At 69.4% G+C, this 21,448-nt stretch carries 18 protein-coding genes; 3 read left to right on the top strand and 15 right to left on the bottom strand.

Going from position 1 to position 21,448, the window contains the following annotated elements; genetic code table 11:
• Nucleotides 1-56 precede the first annotated feature (56 nt).
• Nucleotides 57-1,193 (top strand): hypothetical protein, encoded by a 1,137-nt coding sequence (locus KEG57_RS38055; protein ID WP_272425511.1) that lies wholly within the window; start codon nt 57-59, stop codon nt 1,191-1,193.
• Here the strand turns inward: KEG57_RS38055 and KEG57_RS38050 are convergent.
• The 7 genes from KEG57_RS38050 to KEG57_RS38020 form a co-directional block, all read right to left on the bottom strand.
• Nucleotides 1,190-1,663, bottom strand: a complete 474-nt coding sequence (locus KEG57_RS38050) for an HAD domain-containing protein (protein ID WP_272425510.1) — start codon at nt 1,661-1,663, stop codon at nt 1,190-1,192. The two genes, KEG57_RS38055 and KEG57_RS38050, sit on opposite strands and share 4 nt — an antisense overlap.
• A 35-nt stretch (nt 1,664-1,698) precedes the next feature.
• Nucleotides 1,699-3,678, bottom strand: a complete 1,980-nt coding sequence (locus tag KEG57_RS38045; protein WP_272425509.1) for a hypothetical protein — start codon at nt 3,676-3,678, stop codon at nt 1,699-1,701.
• A 34-nt stretch (nt 3,679-3,712) separates the two neighbouring features.
• Complete coding sequence (locus KEG57_RS38040; protein WP_272425508.1) at nt 3,713-4,357, bottom strand: hypothetical protein; 645 nt, start codon at nt 4,355-4,357, stop codon at nt 3,713-3,715.
• 4 nt (nt 4,358-4,361) lie between these two features.
• On the bottom strand, nt 4,362-5,153 hold the full coding sequence (locus KEG57_RS38035) for a hypothetical protein (RefSeq protein ID WP_272425507.1): 792 nt from the start codon (nt 5,151-5,153) through the stop codon (nt 4,362-4,364).
• Between the two features lie 445 nt (nt 5,154-5,598).
• On the bottom strand, nt 5,599-6,237 hold the full coding sequence (locus tag KEG57_RS38030; RefSeq protein WP_272425506.1) for a HEAT repeat domain-containing protein: 639 nt from the start codon (nt 6,235-6,237) through the stop codon (nt 5,599-5,601).
• 2 nt (nt 6,238-6,239) lie between these two features.
• Nucleotides 6,240-6,881 carry a HEAT repeat domain-containing protein gene (locus tag KEG57_RS38025; protein WP_272425505.1) on the bottom strand — a complete coding sequence of 214 codons (642 nt, stop codon included), beginning with the start codon at nt 6,879-6,881 and terminating at the stop codon, nt 6,240-6,242.
• A gap of 59 nt (nt 6,882-6,940) precedes the next feature.
• Nucleotides 6,941-8,359: a phospholipase C gene (locus KEG57_RS38020; protein WP_272425504.1), complete on the bottom strand. Its 1,419-nt coding sequence runs from the start codon at nt 8,357-8,359 to the stop codon at nt 6,941-6,943.
• Between the two features lie 434 nt (nt 8,360-8,793).
• Here KEG57_RS38020 and KEG57_RS38015 point away from each other — a divergent pair, with 434 nt between their 5' ends.
• A complete protein-coding gene (locus tag KEG57_RS38015; protein WP_272425503.1) occupies nt 8,794-9,195 on the top strand; it encodes a group II truncated hemoglobin in 402 nt (133 codons plus the stop codon).
• A gap of 330 nt (nt 9,196-9,525) precedes the next feature.
• On the opposite strand, the gene KEG57_RS38010 is transcribed toward KEG57_RS38015, so the two are convergent.
• Nucleotides 9,526-10,845, bottom strand: coding sequence for a cytochrome P450 family protein (locus KEG57_RS38010; RefSeq protein ID WP_272425502.1), 1,320 nt, complete (start codon nt 10,843-10,845; stop codon nt 9,526-9,528).
• A gap of 468 nt (nt 10,846-11,313) precedes the next feature.
• Entirely contained in the window at nt 11,314-14,703 is a 3,390-nt protein-coding gene (locus KEG57_RS38005) for a protein kinase domain-containing protein (protein ID WP_272425501.1), read from the bottom strand.
• Nucleotides 14,704-15,008: 305 nt separating this feature from the next.
• Here KEG57_RS38005 and KEG57_RS38000 point away from each other — a divergent pair, with 305 nt between their 5' ends.
• Nucleotides 15,009-15,332 (top strand): hypothetical protein, encoded by a 324-nt coding sequence (locus KEG57_RS38000; RefSeq protein WP_272425500.1) that lies wholly within the window; start codon nt 15,009-15,011, stop codon nt 15,330-15,332.
• Nucleotides 15,333-15,343: 11 nt separating this feature from the next.
• Here the strand turns inward: KEG57_RS38000 and KEG57_RS37995 are convergent, their stop codons facing one another.
• The 6 genes from KEG57_RS37995 to KEG57_RS37970 form a co-directional block, all read right to left on the bottom strand.
• Nucleotides 15,344-16,522, bottom strand: a complete 1,179-nt coding sequence (locus KEG57_RS37995; protein ID WP_272425499.1) for a choice-of-anchor L domain-containing protein — start codon at nt 16,520-16,522, stop codon at nt 15,344-15,346.
• Nucleotides 16,523-16,533: 11 nt separating this feature from the next.
• Nucleotides 16,534-17,688, bottom strand: a complete 1,155-nt coding sequence (locus tag KEG57_RS37990; RefSeq protein WP_272425498.1) for a choice-of-anchor L domain-containing protein — start codon at nt 17,686-17,688, stop codon at nt 16,534-16,536.
• Between the two features lie 69 nt (nt 17,689-17,757).
• Nucleotides 17,758-18,522, bottom strand: coding sequence for an outer membrane protein assembly factor BamD (locus KEG57_RS37985; protein ID WP_272425497.1), 765 nt, complete (start codon nt 18,520-18,522; stop codon nt 17,758-17,760).
• Nucleotides 18,519-19,145, bottom strand: coding sequence for an RNA polymerase sigma factor (locus KEG57_RS37980; protein ID WP_272425496.1), 627 nt, complete (start codon nt 19,143-19,145; stop codon nt 18,519-18,521). The genes KEG57_RS37985 and KEG57_RS37980 overlap by 4 nt, the downstream gene beginning before the upstream one ends.
• A gap of 69 nt (nt 19,146-19,214) precedes the next feature.
• A complete protein-coding gene (locus KEG57_RS37975) occupies nt 19,215-20,255 on the bottom strand; it encodes a hypothetical protein (protein WP_272425495.1) in 1,041 nt (346 codons plus the stop codon).
• Nucleotides 20,236-21,399 carry a hypothetical protein gene (locus KEG57_RS37970; RefSeq protein ID WP_272425494.1) on the bottom strand — a complete coding sequence of 388 codons (1,164 nt, stop codon included), beginning with the start codon at nt 21,397-21,399 and terminating at the stop codon, nt 20,236-20,238. Before KEG57_RS37970 ends, KEG57_RS37975 begins: the two co-directional genes overlap by 20 nt.
• Nucleotides 21,400-21,448 lie beyond the last annotated feature (49 nt).

Below are 21,448 nucleotides of genomic sequence, written 5' to 3'. Positions count from 1 at the left end.
CGGGGCCTCTCGCGACGCGCGCGGACGGGAACGTTTTTTGAAACGGTCTCCACGTCATGACCGCGCAAGCCCCGTCCGCCGTGAACGCCGCGATCCCCTTCCCGCTCGAACAGTCGGCCGAGATCGGCTGGGCGGATGCGCTCCTGCTCCGGCTCGCCTCGACCACGATTCGCCGGTACAACGAATCCGCGGGCGATGCGGGCCCCGCCGCGACGGGCGCGACGGAAGCGGGGGGCGGCAAGTCGATCCTTCGGGGCGGCGCGATGTTCTCCGCGCTGGCCGGCGGCGGCGTCGGCCTCGTTTCCACGGGCGGCGCACTGTTTACCGCCGGCACGCAAGGCCTGGGTGCGCTCGTCGCCGTCCCGGCGGCCGCGCTCAGCGCCGCGCTCGACGCCGCGCTCCGCCTCGTGACGCATACGTACACGGCCTGCCGCCTCGCGGACTGCGTCGGCCTGCGCTTCGATGCGGACGACCCGGCCGACGTGTGGGCGCTCTTCAAGCTCGTGCAGGGCGCCACGCAGGCGCCGGAGGAGCAGGATCGCCCGGGTGCCGACCTCGCGCGCCTCGCCCGCACCGACGTCGAAGGCGCCGCGCAGGGCCTCGCCGCGCGCCTCTTCGGCGAAAGCCTCGTCCGCGGCATCGTCCCCTTCGTCGGCATCGTCGCCTCGGCTGTCACGAATTACCAGGCCACGCACACGCTCGGACAGACCGTGCTCCGGTACGTGCGTTATCGTGCCGCCTTCGACCGCGTCCTCTCGGACGAACGCCTCGTGCCTGCGAAAGATCGGCTCTTCGAGGGCCTGTGGTTCCTCTTCGAGGCCGACGGTCGGCTCCGGCCGGAAGAGACGGCGCTCCTTTTCACGTTCCTGCGCGGCTGTGAACCCGAATCGTCGATCGGCCTCGACGAGCGGCTCGCGGATCCGATCGGCTGGTACATGCGGCTCGGCGAGATACCGACCTCGGCGCGGGCGCCTTTTTATCATGCGCTCGAAATCGGCGCGGCCGTCGACGCGCGCGCCTCGATCCGGGAGCGCAAGCTCCTCGCGCATGCGGCCGAGGCGCTGGGCGTCCGGTTCGACGAGGCCCGCCTCGAACGGATGATCCACGAGATGCACGAGCGCGGCCTGTTGCCTTCCGAGCTCTCCCCGGAAGGGCTCATGCAAAGGGAGGAGCTCGGGCGGAAGGCGGCTTAGGGGGTCTCTCCCAGAATGTCGATCGCCATCTCGACGTGCGCGTCGAGCAGCCCCGTATCCGACTCCGTCTTCACGTGGTAGGCGGCGAGCCACTCGAGGTCGAGATCGTCGAGAGCCACGAAACTCTCGGGCCGCTCGGGGCGGGCGTCGATCCATTGCATGATTTCCATGCACCGGGTTTGACCGGGGTTCGGATCGGGCAGGCGTGCCGTCCTCGGATGCAGGATGGGCGTGTGATCGAGGACCTCGCCCACGAACCCTTCCTCGGCAAGAAGCGTCCGCAGCGCGTCGACCGAGTTCCATTCCCGCCAGCTCGAGCTGACCACGACCCGCGCGCCGGTGCGCTTCACGATGGCATTGAGCCGCTCGACGGCCGGCTGGCTGAATCGCTTCCGCTGCTCACTGGGCTCGTTGAGCAGCATGAGGTAATGGTTCAGCACGCCGTCGAAGTCCAGGAACACGATCTTCATGGCGGATCGAGGACACCACGAGGCCGCGCCGATCGTCAAGGCAACACGAGCCATTCCGCGCGCCCGCCGCCCGTCACGTAGGCGATGTCCGCGCCGTCGAAGACGAGCGAGCCGAGCCCCTGCATGACGACATGCGAGGCCACCGTCTCGCCCGTTCGCATGTCGAGGACGTCGAGCTCGGCCCGTGTGGACCAGGGGGTCAGGGCATCCTGGCAGACCACGGCGACGCGCGTGCCGTGGCCCCACATCCGCGCCTCGGTCGAGCGCTGGCCTCGGAGCGCCGTGGGCGCGAGCTCCACGCGGCGCACGAGGGTTCCATCCGTGCGGAACGAGGCGACCCACGCGCCGTGCCTCTCGACGACGCCGAGCAGGCCCCCGCCGAGGAACACGGGGCTCGACGTGCCGGCGGGCAGCGCGATGATCTCGCCGGACACGACGTTCCAGACGTGCACCTGGCCGCCCGCGGCGCACGCGACGAACGCGCCCTCGGGATCCGACACGACGGATTGCACATGGGTGAGCTTCCGCGTGGCCCGTCGCTTCAAATCGTCCGCGGAGAAGAAGCCGAACGCGTCGTTTTTATCGAGGAACAGCACGCGCCCGTCGTCGAGCCACTGCACGGCGCGCTGCGGGACCTCGGGGTTTTGCCGCGACGCGACGACCTCCCACGTCTCCGTGCTCCATACCTTGATTTCGGTCCCACCCGTCGTGAGGAGCCGATCCCCCGCTCGATTCGCGGCCGCGCCCTGCACGCCCTTGTGCGGTAGTTTCGCCGCGGTCGCGAGCGTCGCTCCGTCGACGGCGAGGAGGTTGCTCCCGCCGTCGTCGAGCACCACGAATCGGCCTGCCACGACGGCGAGCTCGTAGCCGATTTTTCGACGCGCGAACCATCGATGGGCCGTCGCATCTTCGCGCCCTCGCTCCCATGCGCAGAGGTCGCGGTCGAGCGGCGGCGAGCCACGAAAACCTCCGACGGAGAAGGCGCGCCCCGGCGCGGTCCGGACCATGGGCGTCTCCCCCGGCTCGGGCCAGAAATGGTTCGTCATCGGGAATTTCGGCGCCTTCGTTTTCCCTTTCGGCGGCGGCGGCGCGTCGAGCGGCTCCCCCGCGAGATCATGATGCCAGAGACCGCCGTGCATGTCGCCGACCCAGAGCGCGTCCGCGTCGTCCGAGCCGAGGCACCAGATCTCGCAAAAGATTCCTCCGAGGCGCTTTCGCGGAGAAGGATCCGACGGCGCCAGGAGGTTCACGCGCTGGTCGACCGAGCTCGCCGCGAGCAACGTGCCGCGCCGGAGGGACGTCATGGCAACGCGATGGTGCGGCTCGGGCCCGATGCGTGTCGTCGCGATCCGGGTCGGGGGCGCGTGCGTCGACCAGAACTCCACGATTCCATCGAAGCTCCCGACCGCGAGACAATCCGACGCGGCGAGATGCACGAGGCCCTGGACGCCCTCGCGATCGTGACGCGTATTCGTCCCGGTGCCCGTCCCGAGCTCGAATCGGTTCAATTCATGGCTGTTCACCCAGAGCGTCCCGCCGTCGGGCGAGCAGGCCATCCCGTTCGTGCCCAGAAACGCCCGGAAGGGCGTCTGCCCTAGCTCGTTGCTCCCGAGATCCCACGTAAAAACGTCCCCCCAGACGACGACGTGCACGACATCGCCGCGCGGCGAGACCACGAGCAGATCCCCCGACCGGACCAACGCGCTGTCCGTGGGGAAAGGCGCCGAGCGCAAGGTCTCCCCGGATTCGATGTCGATCTGCACGATCCGGTCATCGAAGAACGTGCAAAAGACGGAGCGCTGGTCTGTGGCGAGCGCGATGTGCCGGTCGAAGGGGCCGATGGGGTTGACGCTCACGAGCTCCCGCAGGAGGCGGCCGCTTTTTCGGTCGTGAACGGTGACGGAATGCCGCCGGCCGTTCGTGTGGAGGAGGACGACGTCGCCGCAAGGGAGGATGTGCTCGATCCGGCCCTCCATGCGGGTGATCAGCGTGGGCGACGGGAAAACCTCGGGCATCGGTGGCAAGGGTATCGGTGGGGGCCTTGGGGCGTCAACTATACATGGAGACGACGCGCAGCTCGTCATCGGCCCCGTACGCGCGCAGGCCCCGGAACGCCTTTGCGCGGTTATCGCCAAGATACGCGCTCACGGACGCGACGAAGGTCACGGCGACGCGCACCTCCGGCGCGGCGGATTCGATCTCGAACCGGGCTTTTCCGTGGGTGCGGTCGATCGGATCGGTCACGATCTCGCCTTCCTGAAGGAGGCCGAGATCAAACTCGTCGTGGCCACGCGCCCGGAGCGCTTCCCGGGGAAAAGGCTGCCGCCCGTCGCCGAAGAGCGCGGCGTCGCGGCTCCTTACGTCGCATTGCAGGACGAGCCGCATCTCGTCCCAGAGGTCGACCATCAGATCGGGATACGGGATCCAAGAGATCCGGCGCTCGTTCTCCACGAAGTCGTAGTCCGGGCCGAGGTATCGGAAAAGCGCCGACCGGGCGCGGCTCTCGGGAGGGCCCGGCTTGAACGGGAAGACGGCCGAGGGGCCAAAAAAGAGCCGCGCGCAGCGGGATCGGCCGCGTAGCCAGGTGAACTCGCCGAGGGGCTCGGACAGGTACGGGGAACACGGAAACCCCTCGGGCACGGTCCAGTCGCCGGAGCGACGGGTCTCGACGTGGAAGTAATAATCGAGGCTCATCGCTTCATTCGGTGAACGGGAGGATCACGATGGCCCGGCCTTCCGGGGGCGCGAATCGCATCGGCTCGAGCACGCGAACGAGGCAATACACGAGCTCGGGGCTCGCGGGGCTCAATGCAGAGAAATCGATCGGGCCGGCGAGCTCGACGTGCCCCTCGTGGTCGATATGGAGCTTGATCTCGAGCTCCCCAATCTTGCGGTCGGGGGAGCGCTCTTTTTCTTTCAGGTAGCAAGCGTGGACGGCGGGCCTGACCTCCTGCACCGTGGCCATGAGCGCCTCCCCCCACGCCGGTGATTGATCGCGGGACCCGTCGTCCCTGCAGCGCGCCTTCGCGCTCCGATAGACGAGCTCACGCTGGCGCCCCGCGACGTCCGCCGCGCGATCGAACGGGGCAAGGTCGGACTCGCCCTTGTGCGCGAGCCCGAAGAGGTGCGCCGTCGTGAGCAGCAGATAGGCCGTGGCAAGCCTGAAGTCGTTTGCCTCGGTGGCAAGCACGGGGTCGGTGAGCGAGTCGCTGAGGCGCTCGCTGTCGTCGCAGGATTGCTCGAGCCGGTGCATCAGCGCCTCGACGCGCGGCAGGGGCGTCGTCGAGCGAATCTCTGCCGCAGGCACGTCGCGCATTTCGGCGTCGAGCACGTCCCCGAGGCGCGCGCACTCCGCGGTTCGGCCTCCCGCGACCGTTCCCGAGGGAGCCGGCTGCGCCGCCGAGGCCGGAGGGACCGGGGTCGAGCCACAGGCCGAGAGCAAGCTCGCTGCGAGCGCCGTGGTCGCGAGCGTGTGGGCGGGGCGAAACATGGGGAGAGGTTACCATCGATCGAGCGCTTGCAGGCCCGGCGCCTCCGCTTTCACGGGCCCACAGCTCCGTGAAATCGTCTCCGCCCCCTGCCCTCCCCGACCCACACCGGCGAGAACTCGCCTTCCCGCTCGCATGTCCCGGCCTCCCAGCGTCGTGAGGCGGCCTTCCTGGCCTCCCGCGTCCACCTCACGCCGCCGTGACCTGCCCGAAGCCTTGCTCCCCGGGGAATCCACGGCGCCGTGGATCCCCGATCCCGGTCAGGAGACGCCGATCCACAGCGCTGTGGATCGGCCTTCCCGGTCGGGTTCTCCCGGTCCACACCGCCGTGACCCGCCGTCCGCGCTCTGCCGGGCGCGTTTCACCCCGCTGTGAACCGGGGAAGCGGCACGCTCGCCCTCATCGGGGCACCCAACGCCGGGGGTGCGGAGAAGCGGCGCGGCTCCGTCACAAGTACGGTTCCGCGCCAGCGCGCAGGTCGCGGAGCACATCCAAGACCATGAAGGTGTCCCCCGAAGCGACCATTTCCTCCATGATCGCGCGTCCCTGCGCATCTCCGACCCGCGCAAGGGCACAGACGGCTACATCGCGGCCGGAGGGGTCGTGAAGCTGTCGTCGTCGCCTCTCGTACCAGGCCGCGAGCGCAGGCGCGCGGATGTCGCCGATACGCGTGAGCGCCAGCGCAACCACGTCGCTCACGTATAGACCCCACCACATGTCCTCGATGAGCTCGTCGTCGTCGAGCGCCTCGACCAGCGCGTCGACGGACGCAGGGGATGCCGTGCGGCACAAGGCCACCGCGGCCATGTAACGCGTGAGCGACTTCCCCGAGAGCAGTAGCGAGCATGTATGTTTGATATCGACCGGATCCAGGTCTGGGCTCAGGGCGCGCGCGGCACTCGCGCGAACCAGCGGCTTGTAGCCGCTGCCTCGCACGACGCCACGCACCACGGCGAGCCCCGGATCTCCGCGCGAGAGGAGCTTGCGGCAAAACTCCTTCGCCCCCCAGCCGCTCTCCTTCAAGATCGGATCCGTGCGAAGAGCCTCGGCGCACGCTTCGAGATCATCGGTGAGCGGATCGACCATGCTCACAAGTACGTTTCATCTCCGTTACGCAAACAGTCGAGCACATCCTCCGCCATGTCATGCCCCGTCGCGGCGAGCTCCTCCAGAATCGCGCGTCCCTGCGCATCTCCGACCCGCGCAAGGGCACAGACGGCAATACCGCGGTAGGAGGGGTCGTGAAGCTGTCGTCGTCGTCTCTCGTACCAGGCCGCGAGCGCAGGCGCGCGGATGTCGCCGATACGCGTGAGTGCCAGCGCGACCACGTCGCTCACATACAGAACCCACCACATGTCCTCGATGAGCTCGTCGTCGTCGAGCGCCTCGACCAGCGCGTCGACGGACGCAGGGGATGCCGTGCGGCACAAGGCCACCGCGGCCATGTAGCGCGTGAGCGCTTTCCCCGAGAGGAGCAGCGAGCATGTATGTTCGACATCGACCGGATCCAGGTCCGGGCTCAGGGCGCGCGCGGTACTCGCGCGAACCAGCGGCTCGTAGCTGCTGCCTCGCACGACGCCACGCACCACGGCGAGCCCCGGATCTCCGCGCGAGAGGAGCTTGTGGCAAAACTTCTTCGCCTCCCAGCCGCGCTCCTTCAAGAACGGATCCGTGCGAAGAGCCTCGGCGCACGCTTCGAGCTCATCGGTGAGCGGATCGACCATGCTCATGAGTACGTTTCCTCTCCGTCACGCAAAGCAGCGAGCACATTCATCGGCGCCCATCCGCGCTATTCGCCCCAGAGCGCCCTGCATTCGCTCATGATCGCCTCGTCCACGGGCACGTTCGGCACGTCCGGGAGCTCCTTGGCGGGGGCCGACGTGAAATCGAACACGTCCCACGGCGCGAGCGCGTTCGCGTCGCGATGACTGAGCGCCGGGATCTGGAAGCGAGCCTCGATGAAACGAACGACCGAGGTGTGATCGTAGACGTCGTGGCTCACGTAGCCTTTTTTCGCGTACGGCGAGACGACGAAGAACGGGACACGGACGCCGTACGATTCGAAGATGGCGCGATCGGTCTCGTCGAGCGTGCGATCATCGGGAGCGCAGGCCTTCGGCGGCGGCACGTGGTCATAAAGGCCGCCGTGCTCGTCGTAATTGATGAACATCGCCGAGCGGCTCCAGTGCGGGCTCGCCACGAGCGCGGCGATCGCGTTGGCGAGCCAGTTCTGCCCGAGCGTCGCTGGCGTCGGGGGGTGCTCGTCGGTGTGGTCCATCTGCCCGCTGCTGGTGCCGTCGGGATCGATGAACGCGACCTGAGGCAACTTGCCCTCCGCCGCGTCGGTGAAAAACTGGCTCATCGGCACGAAGCGGTTCTCCTCCTGCCGGAGCTCGAGATACCGCTCGATGAACATGGCGAAGGTGGGCGTGTTCTCGTAATAGAAGCGCCACGAGATCTGCCGCTTGTTCAGGTAATCGATGAGCGTCGCCTCCACGCCTTGCGGAAAATCGTTCGACTTCAGCCCGAACGAGGTCGCGGCCTGCATGAACATCCGGTTGGGCCAGGTCGCCGTGGGCGCCGACGCGAAGTACCGATCGCCGATCGCGAAGTGTTTCGCGAGCCAGTACACGAGAGGCAGATCGGCCTCGGTGTAATACCCCATCGCGCGCTTTCCGAGCAGCATGCTGAGATCGCCGTTCACCGGGAGCTCGTGCTGTCCCTCGTTCGAGGTGACGAAGCCGGTCATCGCGCCGCCAGCGATCTGCTGCTTGATGGAGCCCCAGCTATGCGCGGTGTCGACGAAGCAGTGCTGATCGAGCGGGAACGGCGCGATCGGGTTGCCCTCCGGGTCGAGGTTGGTGAAGCCATCCGGCGCCACGTCGGCGTCGATCCCGATGTCGCCAATCTTCTGGAGATAGTGATCGAACGAGCGGTTCTCCATCATCGCGACGACGATGTGATCGATCGGGATCTCCGCGCCGACGGGATGGCTCTCCCCTTGCGTCTCGGCCGGCAGCGCACCCGCGCGATAGGCGCAGCTCTCGCGCGCCGTGGCGGCCTCCTGATCCGCAGGCTCGACGACGTCGCGATTCCATTCAGCCGGGCCAGGCAGCTCCGGGGCCGGTGGTGTCGGCGAAGACGAAGAGGTGCACGCAGGAATGCACGATGCGAGCGCCACGGCGAAGAGCGGGAGGGAGATGCGCATGAGGCGGAGTATCGCCCATGCGCGGGAATAGGTCCATTCCTGGGGCCGCCGCGCCGGGGCGCAGCCCCGGGCCCCGCGGGGGCTGTTCGCCCCTCGACCCGAACCAGGGCAAGCCCTGGACCTCAGGGGGAAGAACTGCGCGGTGCGCAGTTCTTCCCACAGGCCGGTGGCAAGACCACGGAGGTCGGGTTCACGCTGTCGACGCCAGCGCCGCTCTTTCGGTTGGCAGGGTCGCTCGCCGGTCTTGACTCGGCCTGTTCGATGAACTGCGCATCGCGCAGTTCATCGACCCCGGGTCCAGCGCTTGCGCTGGTCCGGGTGCAGGGGCGGATAGCCCCTGCTGGGGCCTGGGGCAACGCCCCAGCGCAGCGGCTCCCCGATGAGACCCATGCTCAACCGCAAGACGGGCGCGCGCGTGCTACACAGCCCCCCCGATGTCCGAGCCCCAAGAGACCCCGTTCGACCGTCTGGGCGGCGAAACCGCCGTCCGGACCCTCTGCGAGCACTTCTACGATGCGATGGACCGCGACGAGCCCGCCCTCGCCAAGCTGCACGAGCTCGACGACCGGGGCCGCGTCTCCCGACGTAGCCGCGACCGCTTCGCGCTGTTCCTGATCGGCTGGCTCGGCGGCCCGCAAGACTACATCGCGCAGAACGGCCATCCGCGTCTCCGCATGCGTCACGCGCGCGTGCCCGTCGACATTGCCATGCGAGACGCCTGGATGCGGGCCATGACGACCGCCATGGATGAAGTCGCCGTCGCGCCAGACCTTCGCGCCTTCCTCCTCGGCCGCCTGGCCGACGTCGCCGACTTCATGCGCAATCGGCCAGGCTGAGCACTGAGGCGCCGCGCCGGGGCGCCGCCCCGGACCCCGCGGGGGCTGTTCGCCCCTCGACCCGAACCAGGGCAAGCCCTGGACCTTTGGTGGAAGAACTGCGCGATGCGCAGTTCTTCCAACGGGCCGGTGGGACCGCGTTGCCAGTCGAAATGTCAGCGCGGCTGTCTCGATTGGCAGCGTCGCTCGCCGGTCTTGCCTCGGCCTGTTCGATGAACTGCGCATCGCGCAGTTCATCGACCCCGGGGTCCAGCGCTTGCGCTGGTCCGGGTCCAGGGGCGGATAGCCCCTGGTGGGGCCTGGGGCAACGCCCCAGCGCAGCGGCTCCCCCTAGAACAACACCGGCAGCTCCGAAAGACCTCGCAGGAATGCTTTGCTCCAGCGGACTTGCTCCGGGGGCACGGCGAGGCGCATCGCGGGGAGCCTGCGGACCAGCGTGTCGAAGGCGATTTGCCCTTCTACACGCGCGAGTGGCGCGCCTACGCAGAGGTGGATGCCTTTGCCGAAGGCGACGTGACGCTCGGCGCCCTCGCGGGTGATGTCGTAGGTGTCGGGGTTTGGGAAACGCGCGGGGTCGCGGTTTGCCGCGGCGAGGCCGACCATGACGGGCTCGCCCTGCGGGATGCTGGCGCCGCCGAGGTCCACGTTTTCTTTTGCGATACGCGCGGCGACGAAATCGACGGGGCCCCAGTAACGCAGCGTCTCCTCGACGACGCCCTTCGCGAGGCTTGGTTGGGCCTTCAGTTTTGCGAGCTCTGCTGGATGCTGGAGCAACGCGAAGACGCCGTTGCCGATCAGGTTCACGGTGGTCACGTGGCCCGCGAGGTACAGGATGAAGACCGTCGACAGCACCTCGTCCTCGTTCAGTTTGTCGCCTTCCTCCTCGGCCCGCAAAAGCTGTGAGATCATGTCTTCCGCCGGCTGCTTCCGCTTGAGGACGAAGAGATCTCGCAGATACGAGGTGAAATGGCGCAGCTTGGCGGTCGTCTCCGCGTCGAGCCCTCCGGCGCGGCGACGGTCGGCGCGGAGCAGGTTCTCCGTCCATTGCTTCACCTGCGGGCGATCCGCCATCGGAATGCCGAGCATGTCCGAGATGACCGTGACCGGCAGCGGGTATGCGAACGCCGCGATGAGGTCCATGCGGCGATCCGGCGCGTGCTCTCCGCGGGCCTCCGCGGCGCGCTCGGCGTCGTCGATCAGGTCGTCCGCGAGCCTCTGGATGCGCGGGCGCATGGCTTCGATGATGCGGGGCGAGAAGCTCGGCTGGATCAGCTTGCGGAGGCGCGTGTGGTCCGGGGGATCCTTCGTGAGCAGGCTCTCCGAGAGGAGACGCAGATCCTCGATGAGGGGGGGCAATTTCTCGCGTTGCTCCGGGGTCATTGCCGTGCGTCGATCCGAGGAAAAGCGGCAGTCGACCAGGGCGGACAGCACCTCCTCGTAATGCGAGACGAAGAGGTGCTCGCGTGTGAGAAAGGCATCGAGCTCGGCGGAATCGGCGCCGCTCTCGTTGCCCGCGTCCTTGAACGAGACGGGGACGACGGGGCCTTGGGCCCGAGCGGCCGCGTAGTCGTCGATCGCTCGGCCCGGGTCGAGAGACAACGTCACGACGCCCGTTGCCTTTTCTTTCTCTCCATTCGATCCGTTTTGCATCACATCCTCCACCCGCGGCGTGTGGCTTTCGCCCTCGTCGCGCTGCCTTTCTAGGGGTGATGCGCGGCAAGTCCATGCAGGAGGCTCGTGATCGAAACGAATTCGTCAGGCGGGAAATCAAGGACAGGCGGGCAGTTTCATATCGAAGGCGCTGCGCTGGGGCGTCGCCCCAGACCCCACCAGGGGCTGTCCGCCCCTGGACCCGGACCAGCGCAAGCGCTGGACTCGGGGTCGATGAACTGCGCGATGCGCAGTTCATCGAACAGGTCGAGGCAAGACCAACGACGACCCTGCCAATCAAGACAGCAGCGCTGACCTTTCAACTGGTCACGCCTGCTGGGAGAACTGCGCACCGCGCAGTTCTCCCACAAAAGGTCCAGCGCTGGCGCTGGTCCGGGTCCAGGGGTGGACAACCCCTGGTCGGGCCCGGGGTGAAACCCCGGCGCGGCGCGGCCTCGGGGGCCATGCTCATCCCTCGCGCCGCGAGACGCGCGACGCTCGGATCTCGCGGTGCGCGGGCAGCGGGTCGATGGTCATCGCCTCGGCTCCCTCGGCTGCTCGTGCGACGGCCTCGTCGACGAGGACCTCGCCGTCTCGCGCTGCGCTTGCGAGCTCGGTGGCCTCCTGCACTGCGGCCCCGAGGATCATGCAATGCGAATGAAAGGGCGCGCCGAAGGTTCCCACGGTCAGGAGACCACGTGCAACGCCCACGCGCGCGCGGACGAAGGGCGCCCCGTGCCGGGCTGCGATCTCGGCGGTTTGCTCGATTTGATGAAGCGCTGCATGAAGGGAGGCGAGCTCGACTGCGCTGCGGTCCTCGCCGAGCGCGCCGAAGGCAAAGAGCATCTCGTCCCCGCGCGAGGCGTGCATCGTGCCGGACTTCGTGAACGCTGCGGTCGCCGCGGCCTCGGAGAGCTCGTCGACGAGCACCTTGAATCGGCGCGGCGGCAAGCGGTCCGCGGCCATGTCGAGCCCGGAAAAACGAAGGACGAGTGCCGTGGCGAGGCCACGGGCAGGCACGCCCCCGACGAGCTCTGCTCCCGGCGCGCCCGCCTCGCCGCGATCGGGGCCGAAACATCGCTCGAGCAGCAGACGTTTTTCGGCGTCCGCGCGCTCGCCGAGCGCGTGCAGGCGGAGCGCCGCGATTCGCAACAGGCCCGCGACGAGCGTCGCGTCGTACGATGAATACGCTTTGCCGTCGGAGCGCGCGCCCACGACGATCACGGACGCTGGCGCCGCCGCGGCCCCGGCCGCGCCCTCGGCCGCGTCGAGTGGCAGGACCAGGAAGGCATGGGCGTCGAAATGGCCGAGACGCGTGATCCGTCGGCGGATTTCGTCCGCGGGCGTGCCGTTCGCGGGTTCGCGGGTCGCGCCGCTGAAATCGCCCTCCGTGTCCGCGCGGGGCCCGGTCAGCGAGCGCGTACCCGTGCCGGAGCGCGGACCCGCCATGGATTGGGAGGGCGGCGCGCCGGGGACTCGCGCCCAGTAGATGCCGCCGTCGCCACGCTCGAGGAGGCGCGTGGTGCGCGGGGAAAAGCAGCGCCGGATCGTGTCGACGAGCAGCGTGACGACCTCGTCCTCGGTGGCGGCATTGGCCACGGCGCCGGCCATTTCGTCGAGCACGGTGGCCGCGTCGACGTCGGCGCGGCGCTCGAAGAGGCGGCGGATGCGGAGCGCGACGGGCTCGGACGCCGCGACGACCGCGGTGACGCCCGCGACGGCGCCGAGGCCGAGGTACATGCCCTCGGGGCCGGCGATGGCATACGCGAGCCCGCCGAAGGTGAACGCGGCCGCGGCGAAGATGGCGCCGAGGACGACGACCATGGCGAGGACACGCGAGATCTCGCGGAGCGCGACGTCGACGTCGAACATCTGCCGGCGCTGGATCTGATGCGCGAAGGCCGCAGGAAAGCCTGCCACGGGGAGCATCGCGAGCCAGCTCAAGCTGGCCACGGAGGCGGTCTGGAGGCCGAGGCTGATCGGCAAGAGCTGCAGGGCGATGGTCGGCAGGACGGAGAGGCCCGCGGCCCACAACATGAAGCGCGCCGATTGCCGCGCGGAGAGCGTCCGGCCCCGCAGGCGCATGTACAGGAAGGAGCCGAGCAACGCGAGGAGCCCGAGCAGCATCATGCCGATGCCGGCCCGGGTGCAAGCATTGCCAATGGCCGGATCGGCGCCGAGCGTCCGCCACGTGACGAGCAAGGCGAGCGCCGGCAGATAAGGGAGCCAGAGCAGCCACGGACGCTTGCGCGTGGCGCCGAAAAGGCCCGAGAACGCGAGCGCGAGGTGGACCTCGGCCGCGCCGGTCGCCGAGCAGCCGAGGTAATAGAGCCACGAAAAGGCGCTGTCGACGAGATCGAAGTCGATGGAGGCAATGAGGAAGAGGCCGACCGCGCTCGTGAACGCGACGAGCGCCTGCACGGGGCGCAAGGTGGGCCGTTTCCAGCCGGCGACGCCGCCGACGAGGAGGAACAGGATCGCGGCGAGGAGGCCGGAGGAGTAGATCTTGAGGAGCGATGCCCAGCCGAACGGGGTGACCGGCACCTCCACGTCGAACGTGCGATCGCCGCGGCGGAGGGTGTAATCGACGAGCGTGCCCGGGGCGAGCCGATGCACGTATTCGTGCACGTCCCTGCCGCGACGAACCGGAATGCCGTCGACGGCGAGGAGGGCGTCGTACGGCTCGATGCCCCGCTGGATCCCGGGCCAGGTCGGCTCCACGACGGCCGAGACGAGCAGGCCCGCCTCGACCGTGAACCCGGGGAACGTCGACCGCGCGACCCGGGGAAACTCGGCCAGCGCGACGAGCGTGAAGAGCAGGGTCGCGAGGATCCAGCTTCGCATGGCGAGGGCCGTGGCCCGCCCCGACATGGCCGCGGCCTTCCGCTCCGGCGCGGGCTCGCTCTGGAGCGCGCGCAGATCGTCGGCCATCTCGGCGGCCGTCGAATACCGCTCGTTCGGGTCCTTTTCGAGCGCGCGCATGATGATGCGGCCGAGCTCGATGGGAATGTCGAGATCCGGCCGGCGCTTCTCGGGCGAGACGGGCGCCTTGTGCGTGAGCGCATACGAGAGCTCGGCGACGCTCGCGCCCTCGAACGGGGGTTCGCCGGTGAGCGCGCGGTACATCATGGCCCCGAGCGAATACAGATCGCTGCGGCGATCGATGGGTTTTCCCTTGGCCTGCTCCGGGCTCATGTAGCGCGGCGTGCCCCAGATGGCGCCGGTCTCGGTGAGCTCGGTGGATTCGTGATCCTCGAGCTTCGCGATGCCGAAATCGAGGAGCTTGACCACGGGCTCGCCGTCCTTGCCCGGGGCGCGCGCGAGGAAGACGTTCTGGGGCTTGATGTCGCGGTGGACGACGCCGCGGCGATGCGCGTCCGCGAGGACGTCGAGGAGATCGAGCGCGATGCGGGTGACGCGCGCGGAGGCGAGCGGCGCTTCGCGCTCGAGGAGGCTGCCGAGGGTCTCGCCCTCGAGGTACTCCATGACGAGGTAAAGCGCGCCGTCGTCGGTTTGTCCAAAATCGTGAATGACGACGGCGTGTGGGCTCGAGAGCTCCCGCATGATGCGCGCCTCGCGGCGGAAGCGGTTCACGACCGTGAGGTTGTCCGCCATGCGGCGGTGCAGGATCTTCACGGCCACGCGGGTGTTTTTCCACGCGTCGCGAGCGAGGAAGACCTCGCCCATGCCGCCCACGCCGAGCTGACGTTCGAGGCGATACCGTCCGGCAATGGTGGCGCCGGCCAAGCTCGTGGACGCAGGCGGCGGCGCGCTCGGCCTCACGCTGCGCGGCAGCTCGACCTTCGTCGGCACGTCCTCGCTGCGGAGGACCTCGTTGCGCTCCGTGTCGCCCTTCACGTACGAGACGGTACCACGACGGACGGCGCCCGCGAAAGCGCCTCGTATTCAATACGAACCTGCGGGCCCTCCGGCCGGATGTTCGATCGCAATGGTGGACGCCCGTCATCCCCGACTTTTCGGTTCCGTTTCGAGGAAGTACGCGTGGCCTGGGAATCGACGTACGGCTCCGAGGGGACGCGGCGCGGGCGCGGGCGCCGCGTATCGCGGGGTGTCGATGCCCCGGGCATATGGGTTGCAGCGGGCGGCACCGAGGTCCGGACGCGAAGAGTTCGCGCCGCGGATTTCGATACGAGGAGGCATCCATGAACAAGGGTCGTAACGTCGGAATGGTTCTCGGAATGGCGATTCTGGTGGTGGCTTCCGTGGCGTCGGCGGGGACGCCGGGCGGGCTGTTCGGCCATCAAAAGGCGGGGCGCGGCGGACAGGTCGCGACGAAGATCGCTCGCACCGTCCAGGAGCCGCGCGGATTCCAGCAGCCGCGTGGATTCCAGGAGCCGCGCGGATTCCAGGGCGACGTCGAGCTCGAGGCGGACATCGCGTCGCAGGCGCTCGAGATCGAGGCGGATGTCGAGCTCGAGGGCGAGGGGGAGGTCGAGCTCGAGCTGGATCTCGATATCCAGGAGTAGGCGGAGGCGGATCAGGGAGGCACGGGCCTGTAGGTCTCCACGACCGGCGCGCCCGTGCTTATCCATCGGAAATGGTCGATGAGCGTGACGCTGTCGAGGATGGCGTCGCCGGAGTCGTAGACGGCGAAACGAACGGTGAAGGTCTTGCCGCCCTGCATCGGCGCGGTGGTGGTGAGCCAGCCCGTGGCGCCGGTCCCCTGCCCTGTGTCGTATCCCGTGCCCGCGAGCGCGCTCGCGCCGAGGCTGCAAGGATATACCTTGCCGCCCGCGGTGCAGGGCGGACCGTCCTGGCAGGTGCAGACCTCCAGAAAAACGTTGTTCACGCTGATGACGTTGCCCTGGCCGTCGAAGGAGATGTTGTCGTCGGTTTGACCGGGCGGCGTCGGCGAGAGCAGCGCGACGAAGGCGTCGTTGAAGGTGCTGCAAACAAAGGACGGGAATTCGGCCGTGTAATAGTTGAATGCAAACGCGAAGCCGACGGTGCCGATGGGCGCGCGTAATGTCACCTCCAGGGCCACGCCGTCATAGGGCTGGCCGGTGAGGACTCCGGGGCACGCAGGCGAGGGCTTGGGAAACCCGGTCGGTGCCGCGTGCTGGTAGCCCTTGGCATATCCGCCGAACGGCGCCTGGTAGCCCGTCTCCCCGGGGCGACGCGCGGCGCCGCTGGAGAGCGCGAGCATTCGTTTTCCAGCGCGCGGGAGCACGTTCGGGCCAAAGCCGTCGTAAAGGCCGTGGCCGAGCGCATATTGCATGTCGTATCCCGAGGGAATGGAGGTGCCGTCGGGGAGCACCCAGCGGGCCTCCAGCAAGCCCGCGCCGTCCGGGCCCTCGGCGAGCGTGCACAGCTCGATCGCCCGCGCGGCCTGGAAAGGATCCGCGTCATCGAGCGCGAGGTCGTCGTCGCACGGCGAGGTTCCGGGATTGCCGCCGTTCCCGCCCCCGCCGATGCCCGCATCGGGAACATCGCCGCCGCCCTCCCCGCCGGTGCCGCTCCCGCCGCCGCCGATGCCGGTCGTGGAACTCGTGGTCACGGAATCGCTGCTACTGCTGCTGGCAGGATCCCCCGGATCCGGGCCGCCGCCCGCTCCCCCGCTGCCGCTTCCGCCGCCGAGCGACACGAATTTGCCGCAAGCGACGAGAAGGACGGCGAGCGTCGGCAGGAGGGAGAGCGGGGCGGTTCGGGTGCGCATGCGCGAGAGGATCACTCCATCGGGCGGAACGTGCCTACGACGCTGTTCGGCTGCGTGGTCCAGCGGAAGTGATCGACGAGGGTGGCGCTGTCCAGGATCGCGTCGCCGTTGTCGTAGGTGGTGAAGCGCAAGGTGAACACGTCGCCGCCGTTGATGGGCGCGGTGGTGGTGAGCCAGCCGGTGGCGCCGTTGTTCTCGTACCCGGTGCCCGCGAGCTGCGCCGCGCCGAGCGCGCAGGTGGGCTGGTTGCAGACGTCGAGGAAGACGTTGTTCACGCTGATGATGTTGCCCAGGCTGTCGAAGGAGATGTTGCCGTCGCTCTGCCCCACGGGCGTCGGCGAGAGCAAGGCGACGAAGGCGTCATTGAAGGTCGTGCAGGTCCAGGTCGGGAACTCGGCCGTGTAGTAGTTGATGTCGAAGGCAAAGCCGAGCGCGCTGTTCGGCGCGCGGAGCGTGACTTCGAGGGCGACGCCGTCGTAGGGCTGGCCCGAGATGACCCCGGGGCAGGCCGGCGAGGGCTTGGGGAAGCCGTCCGGCGCGGCGTGCGTGTACCCCTTGGCGAAGCCGCCGCTCGGACCCGTGTAGCCGGGATCGTTCGGGCGGCGGGCGGCGCCGTTGGAGAGGCCGAGGATGCGGTCGCCTTTGCGCGGGGGCACGTTGGGGCCGAAGCTGTCGTAGATGCCGTGGCCGAGGGCGTAGTTCGCCTCGTAGCCCGCCGGGATGGCCGAGCCGTCGGGGAGCGTCCACTTGGCCTCGATGAGGCCCCAGGAGTTGGGGCCATCCGCGGTCTTGCAGATCTCGATCGCCTTGGCCGCGTTGTACGGATCCGCGTCGTCGAGGGTGAGGTTGTCGTCGCATTTCGGGGGGCCGAAATCGTCGACCGGCACGCCACCAGAGCCACCGGTACCGGGGCCCGAGCCGCCTGTCTCGCCTGTACCGCCTGTACCGCCTGTCCCCCCCGTGTCACCCGTGCCGCCTGTGGCGCCGCTGCCGCCGGTGCCCGGGGTGCCGCTGCTGCTGCTCGAGGTGTCGGGATCGGGGGCCGCGCCGGTGCCGCCGTCGCCGTCGTCGCCGCCGCCCGCGGAGACGGTGCCGCCGCAGGCAGCGAGCGCGAGCAGGGACGCAAGCGAGAGCGACAAGGTGGAAAGCGCCAATCGATTGTGCATGGGGGTCTCCTACGCCAGGTTGGTCAAGAGAGGGCCGACGCTACCGATGGCCGGCGAGGTCCGAATCGATCACGGAATCGACGGGCCCCCGGCGAGAGGGCGAAGTCGTTCGGCGTACGGGCTCTGGGGGTGGGCTTCGAGGAAGCGGCGGGCGCGGTCGGCGGCGGAGGCGTCGCCCGCGCGGGAGAGCGCTTCGATGCGGAGGACCTCGGCTTCGAGCGCGAGGTGGCCGCGAGGGAAACGCGCGGCATAGTCGTCGAGCGCGACGAGGGCGCGGGCGCCATCCCCGGACGCGAGCGCCTCACGCGCGACCCGGAGGGCCCGGAGCTCCGCGGCGAGGCGCGCGGCACGGTCGGTCGACGTGCTCGGCGCGGGCGCCGCGGGGGCGCGTTTTCCCCTGGGCGAAGGGGATGGCTCGGCGGGAGCGGTCTCGGGGGTCGGGGGTTCTGCCTCGGCGATCGTCTCGGCTTCCGGAGGCTTTTCGGCGGGGGATTCTGCGGCGACCGGGAAGGGCCGCGCCTGCAAAGCCTGTGCGAATCGATTCGCCCCGACGGGGACCTCGCCCCCGCCTTCCGTCGCCGCCACCGCGATTCCGATTCCGATGGCGGTCGCGCCGATCGTGATGGCGAGCCATTTTGCGAGCGCGCCCTGGAACATGCCCTTCGTCGTCCCGGCCGAGCCTGCTTTCGCCGCGGCGATCGCTCCGAGCCCTGCGGCGGCGCCGATCAGCGCGGCTTTCCGCTCGCGGGCGCGCTTTTCGTCGAGCGTGCGGGCCGAGCGCAAGAGCTCGGCCCCCAGGTCGTCTCCGTCGACGAGTCGCTCGGGATCCGTCATCGAATGCTCCGTTTCTTGCGCGCTTGGACCCGCGAGAGCTCTGCCTGGAAGAGCTCGCGGCCGCGGCGCAGGCGGGAAGCCGCCGTGCCGAGCGGGATCCCGAGCAGGCTCGCGATCTCCGGGACCCTCATCTCTTCGAGCTCGAACAGGACGAAGACCGCGCGCACGTCGAGCGGCAGCGTCTCCAGCACCTCGTCCAGCATCGCCCGGGCGCGCCGCTGCGCGAGCAGCTCCTCGGCGTCGGGCCCGGTGTCTGGCGGCTCGAGCGGGAGCTCCGTGGCTCCGTCCTCCGAGAGCGAGACCTCGCTCCGCCGCCGCATGGCCCTTCGCACCTGCATGGCCACGCGCATCGCCGTCCCGAACAGGAACGCCCGCTCGCTGCCGGCGGCGATCTCGTCGAGCCTCCGGCTCAGCACGATGAAGACCTGCTGCGCGGCGTCGTCGGCGTCGGCGTCTGGCACGCCGAGGCGGCGCACCGAGCGCCAGACGAACTCGAAATGCTCATCGCGAATCGCCCGGAAGCGCGCGGCGGCCGCTCCCTCGACCGGCACGACCGAGAGCGGCGACGACAGGGACCAATCGGCCCCCTCGCCACCGTCCTGCGTCGTGCCCACGGTCGTCATCTCTCCCCCGATGTCCCGCTTGCCGCGTTTCGATCACGAAAACGACTCACGCCCGGCCCGTGGTCTCGTTCACCAGAACACCCACCCCACGCCGATCGCCCCGAAGCCCCCGAGAGCGGGCGTCGCGTGGAGGATGCGCCGGGGGTCCTCGAAGCCGAAGAGCTCGCGGATGAGCGGCACGACGAGCCCGGCCTCGGCTTCGAGCGCGAGGGACGGCAGGGGCCGCGCCTGGAGCCGGCCCGAGGCGGTCAAGGCGAGCCAGGGTCGGGTCGCCTCCTGGGGGTTGACGACGGAGAGGCCCTGGCCCTGGAGTGCGCCGAGGTCGAGGCCGGCGCAGGGGCGCGCGGTGATGGGTCCAACGATCCAGGCGAACGGGCACCCGGAGAGGCGGGCGGCGAGCCAGCGGAAGCGGGCGGCGCCGCCGTCGGTCTCGGTGGTGGGGCTCTGGGCGACGGCCAGGCCGAGGCGGAAGGCTGGCGCGAGGCCTGCGTGGCCCCAGGAAGCCCGCTCGGCGAAGAGGACGAGGCCCCAGGCGGGATCGGGGGCGAGGGCGCTCCAGACGGCCCCCTGGGCGCCGACTTGGACGTGGTGCGCGGGCCGCGGAGGCGGAGGCGGAGGCGGAGGCGGCGGCGGTGGCGGTGGCGGTGGCGGCGGCGGCGGCGGCGGCGGTGGCGGCGGCGGCGGTGGCGGCGGCGGTGGCGGCGGCGGCGGCGGCGGGTCCAGCGGCTGGTTCAGCCCTCCCTCGATCGCCAGCGCCGTCACCAGGGAAAGCGCCCCCATCACCTCCTCGCAGCTCTCGCCCGACACCGCCCGCAGCGAGCTTTCCCCTTCCGGCACCTCGATCCGGAGCTCCCCGCGCAGCTTCCCTCCGTTCTCCTCGAACAGGCTCGCCGTCAGCGTCCGCGCGACCTCCCCGTCCTTGGCCACGCGCAGATCCGGCACCTCCGCCCGCACGGCCGCCAGAAACTCCTCGGCGCCGGGGCAATGCGCCGGGGCGGTGTAGACGATCCGGACCGGGGCGAGGTCGCCCTGGGAGGGCCGCGCCACGAGGAGCAGGGCGGCGAGGGCCCCGGCTCGCGCGAGCCTTCGGTCAGGACGCGTGCCGCTCATCGCCGAGGGCCGGCTCTTGCAAGTACCGCGTCTCCGGGTTCTCGCGACGCCAGATGACGGTGTCCATGAAGTAGTGGTGGATGTTCACGAACGCGTAGAGCGCCGCGAAATACGGCGTGGGCCCGAGGTCCTCGAGCGTCGCCCGGCCGCGCGGCGCGAGCGCCTCGTCGAGCGCCGTGGGCGCGCCGTGGAACAGGAGCCAGCCGAGCCCGATGGCGCTCACCGCGAGGATCCCGATCCGCGTCCGCGCCGAGCGCTCGAACCAGGGCGGGCCCTCGCGCTCCCGCGCCTCGTTTCCCTTCATCAGCCAGACGAAGTACAGGTATTGCACCGAGTGCAACGCCGGAATGACGTACCGCACGAGCGGATCGCTGCTGGAGTAGATCGACCACGACCAGATGCTGCAAAGCAGCGCGGTGAGCGGGGTCAGAATCGGCAGGCGGCCCTCGCGCCGCCACTTCTGGACGAGGACCCACGCGAGCGGGAGCAGCGTCGATAAAAACACCACGTGCGTGAGGTGTTCGAGCCAGGCCGGATGCGCGAGGGTCGTGTAGACGACGCCCTTTTCCTCGACCTCGCGGCCCGGATCGGTGGGGCTCGCCCAGGCGTAGGCCCAGCCGGAAAAGCAGTGCGCGAGGACCGCGAAGCGCTCGCGCGGGGCGAAACGGACCCCGCGCCGCGCCGCGAGCACGGTGAAGACGCCGAACCCTTGCTTCACGTAGTGCCAGCCCACCAGGAGAAACATCAGCCGGATGAGCAGGCTCAACGTGAACGCGGACTTCGTCGCGAGCCCCACGAGAGCCACGCCGCCGAGGATCAGCGGGACCCCGAAGCCCGCGACGAGGTATCGAACGCGCTGCGCCCCGCGAAAGGCGCCGCCGAACGCGCGGGCCTTCACGTCCTTGTAAAACAGGAGGTACGTGACCGCGAAGTGCGGGTCGTTGATGACGAACGCCGCGTGGAACATGAGGAAGCCGACCGCATATTCCGCGGGATCGAGCTCGAACGCGCGTCGAAGCAGAAACGAAAGAGGAAACAGGAGCGGTGTCACGCCTCCCACGAGGAAAAACTCGACCAGGCCCGAAGAACCGCGGGCGCGCGACGGTTCGAGAGGTCGCGACGGGGCCATGGGCACGCTGGTCATGGAGGTGACGCTATCATCCCTTTCGCCCGCACGGAGCCCGTAGAAACGG

This window comes from Polyangium jinanense, assembly GCF_028435365.1.
The sequence above is the reverse complement of the archived record's forward strand: the minus strand, read 5'-3'. Positions and strand labels throughout refer to the sequence as shown.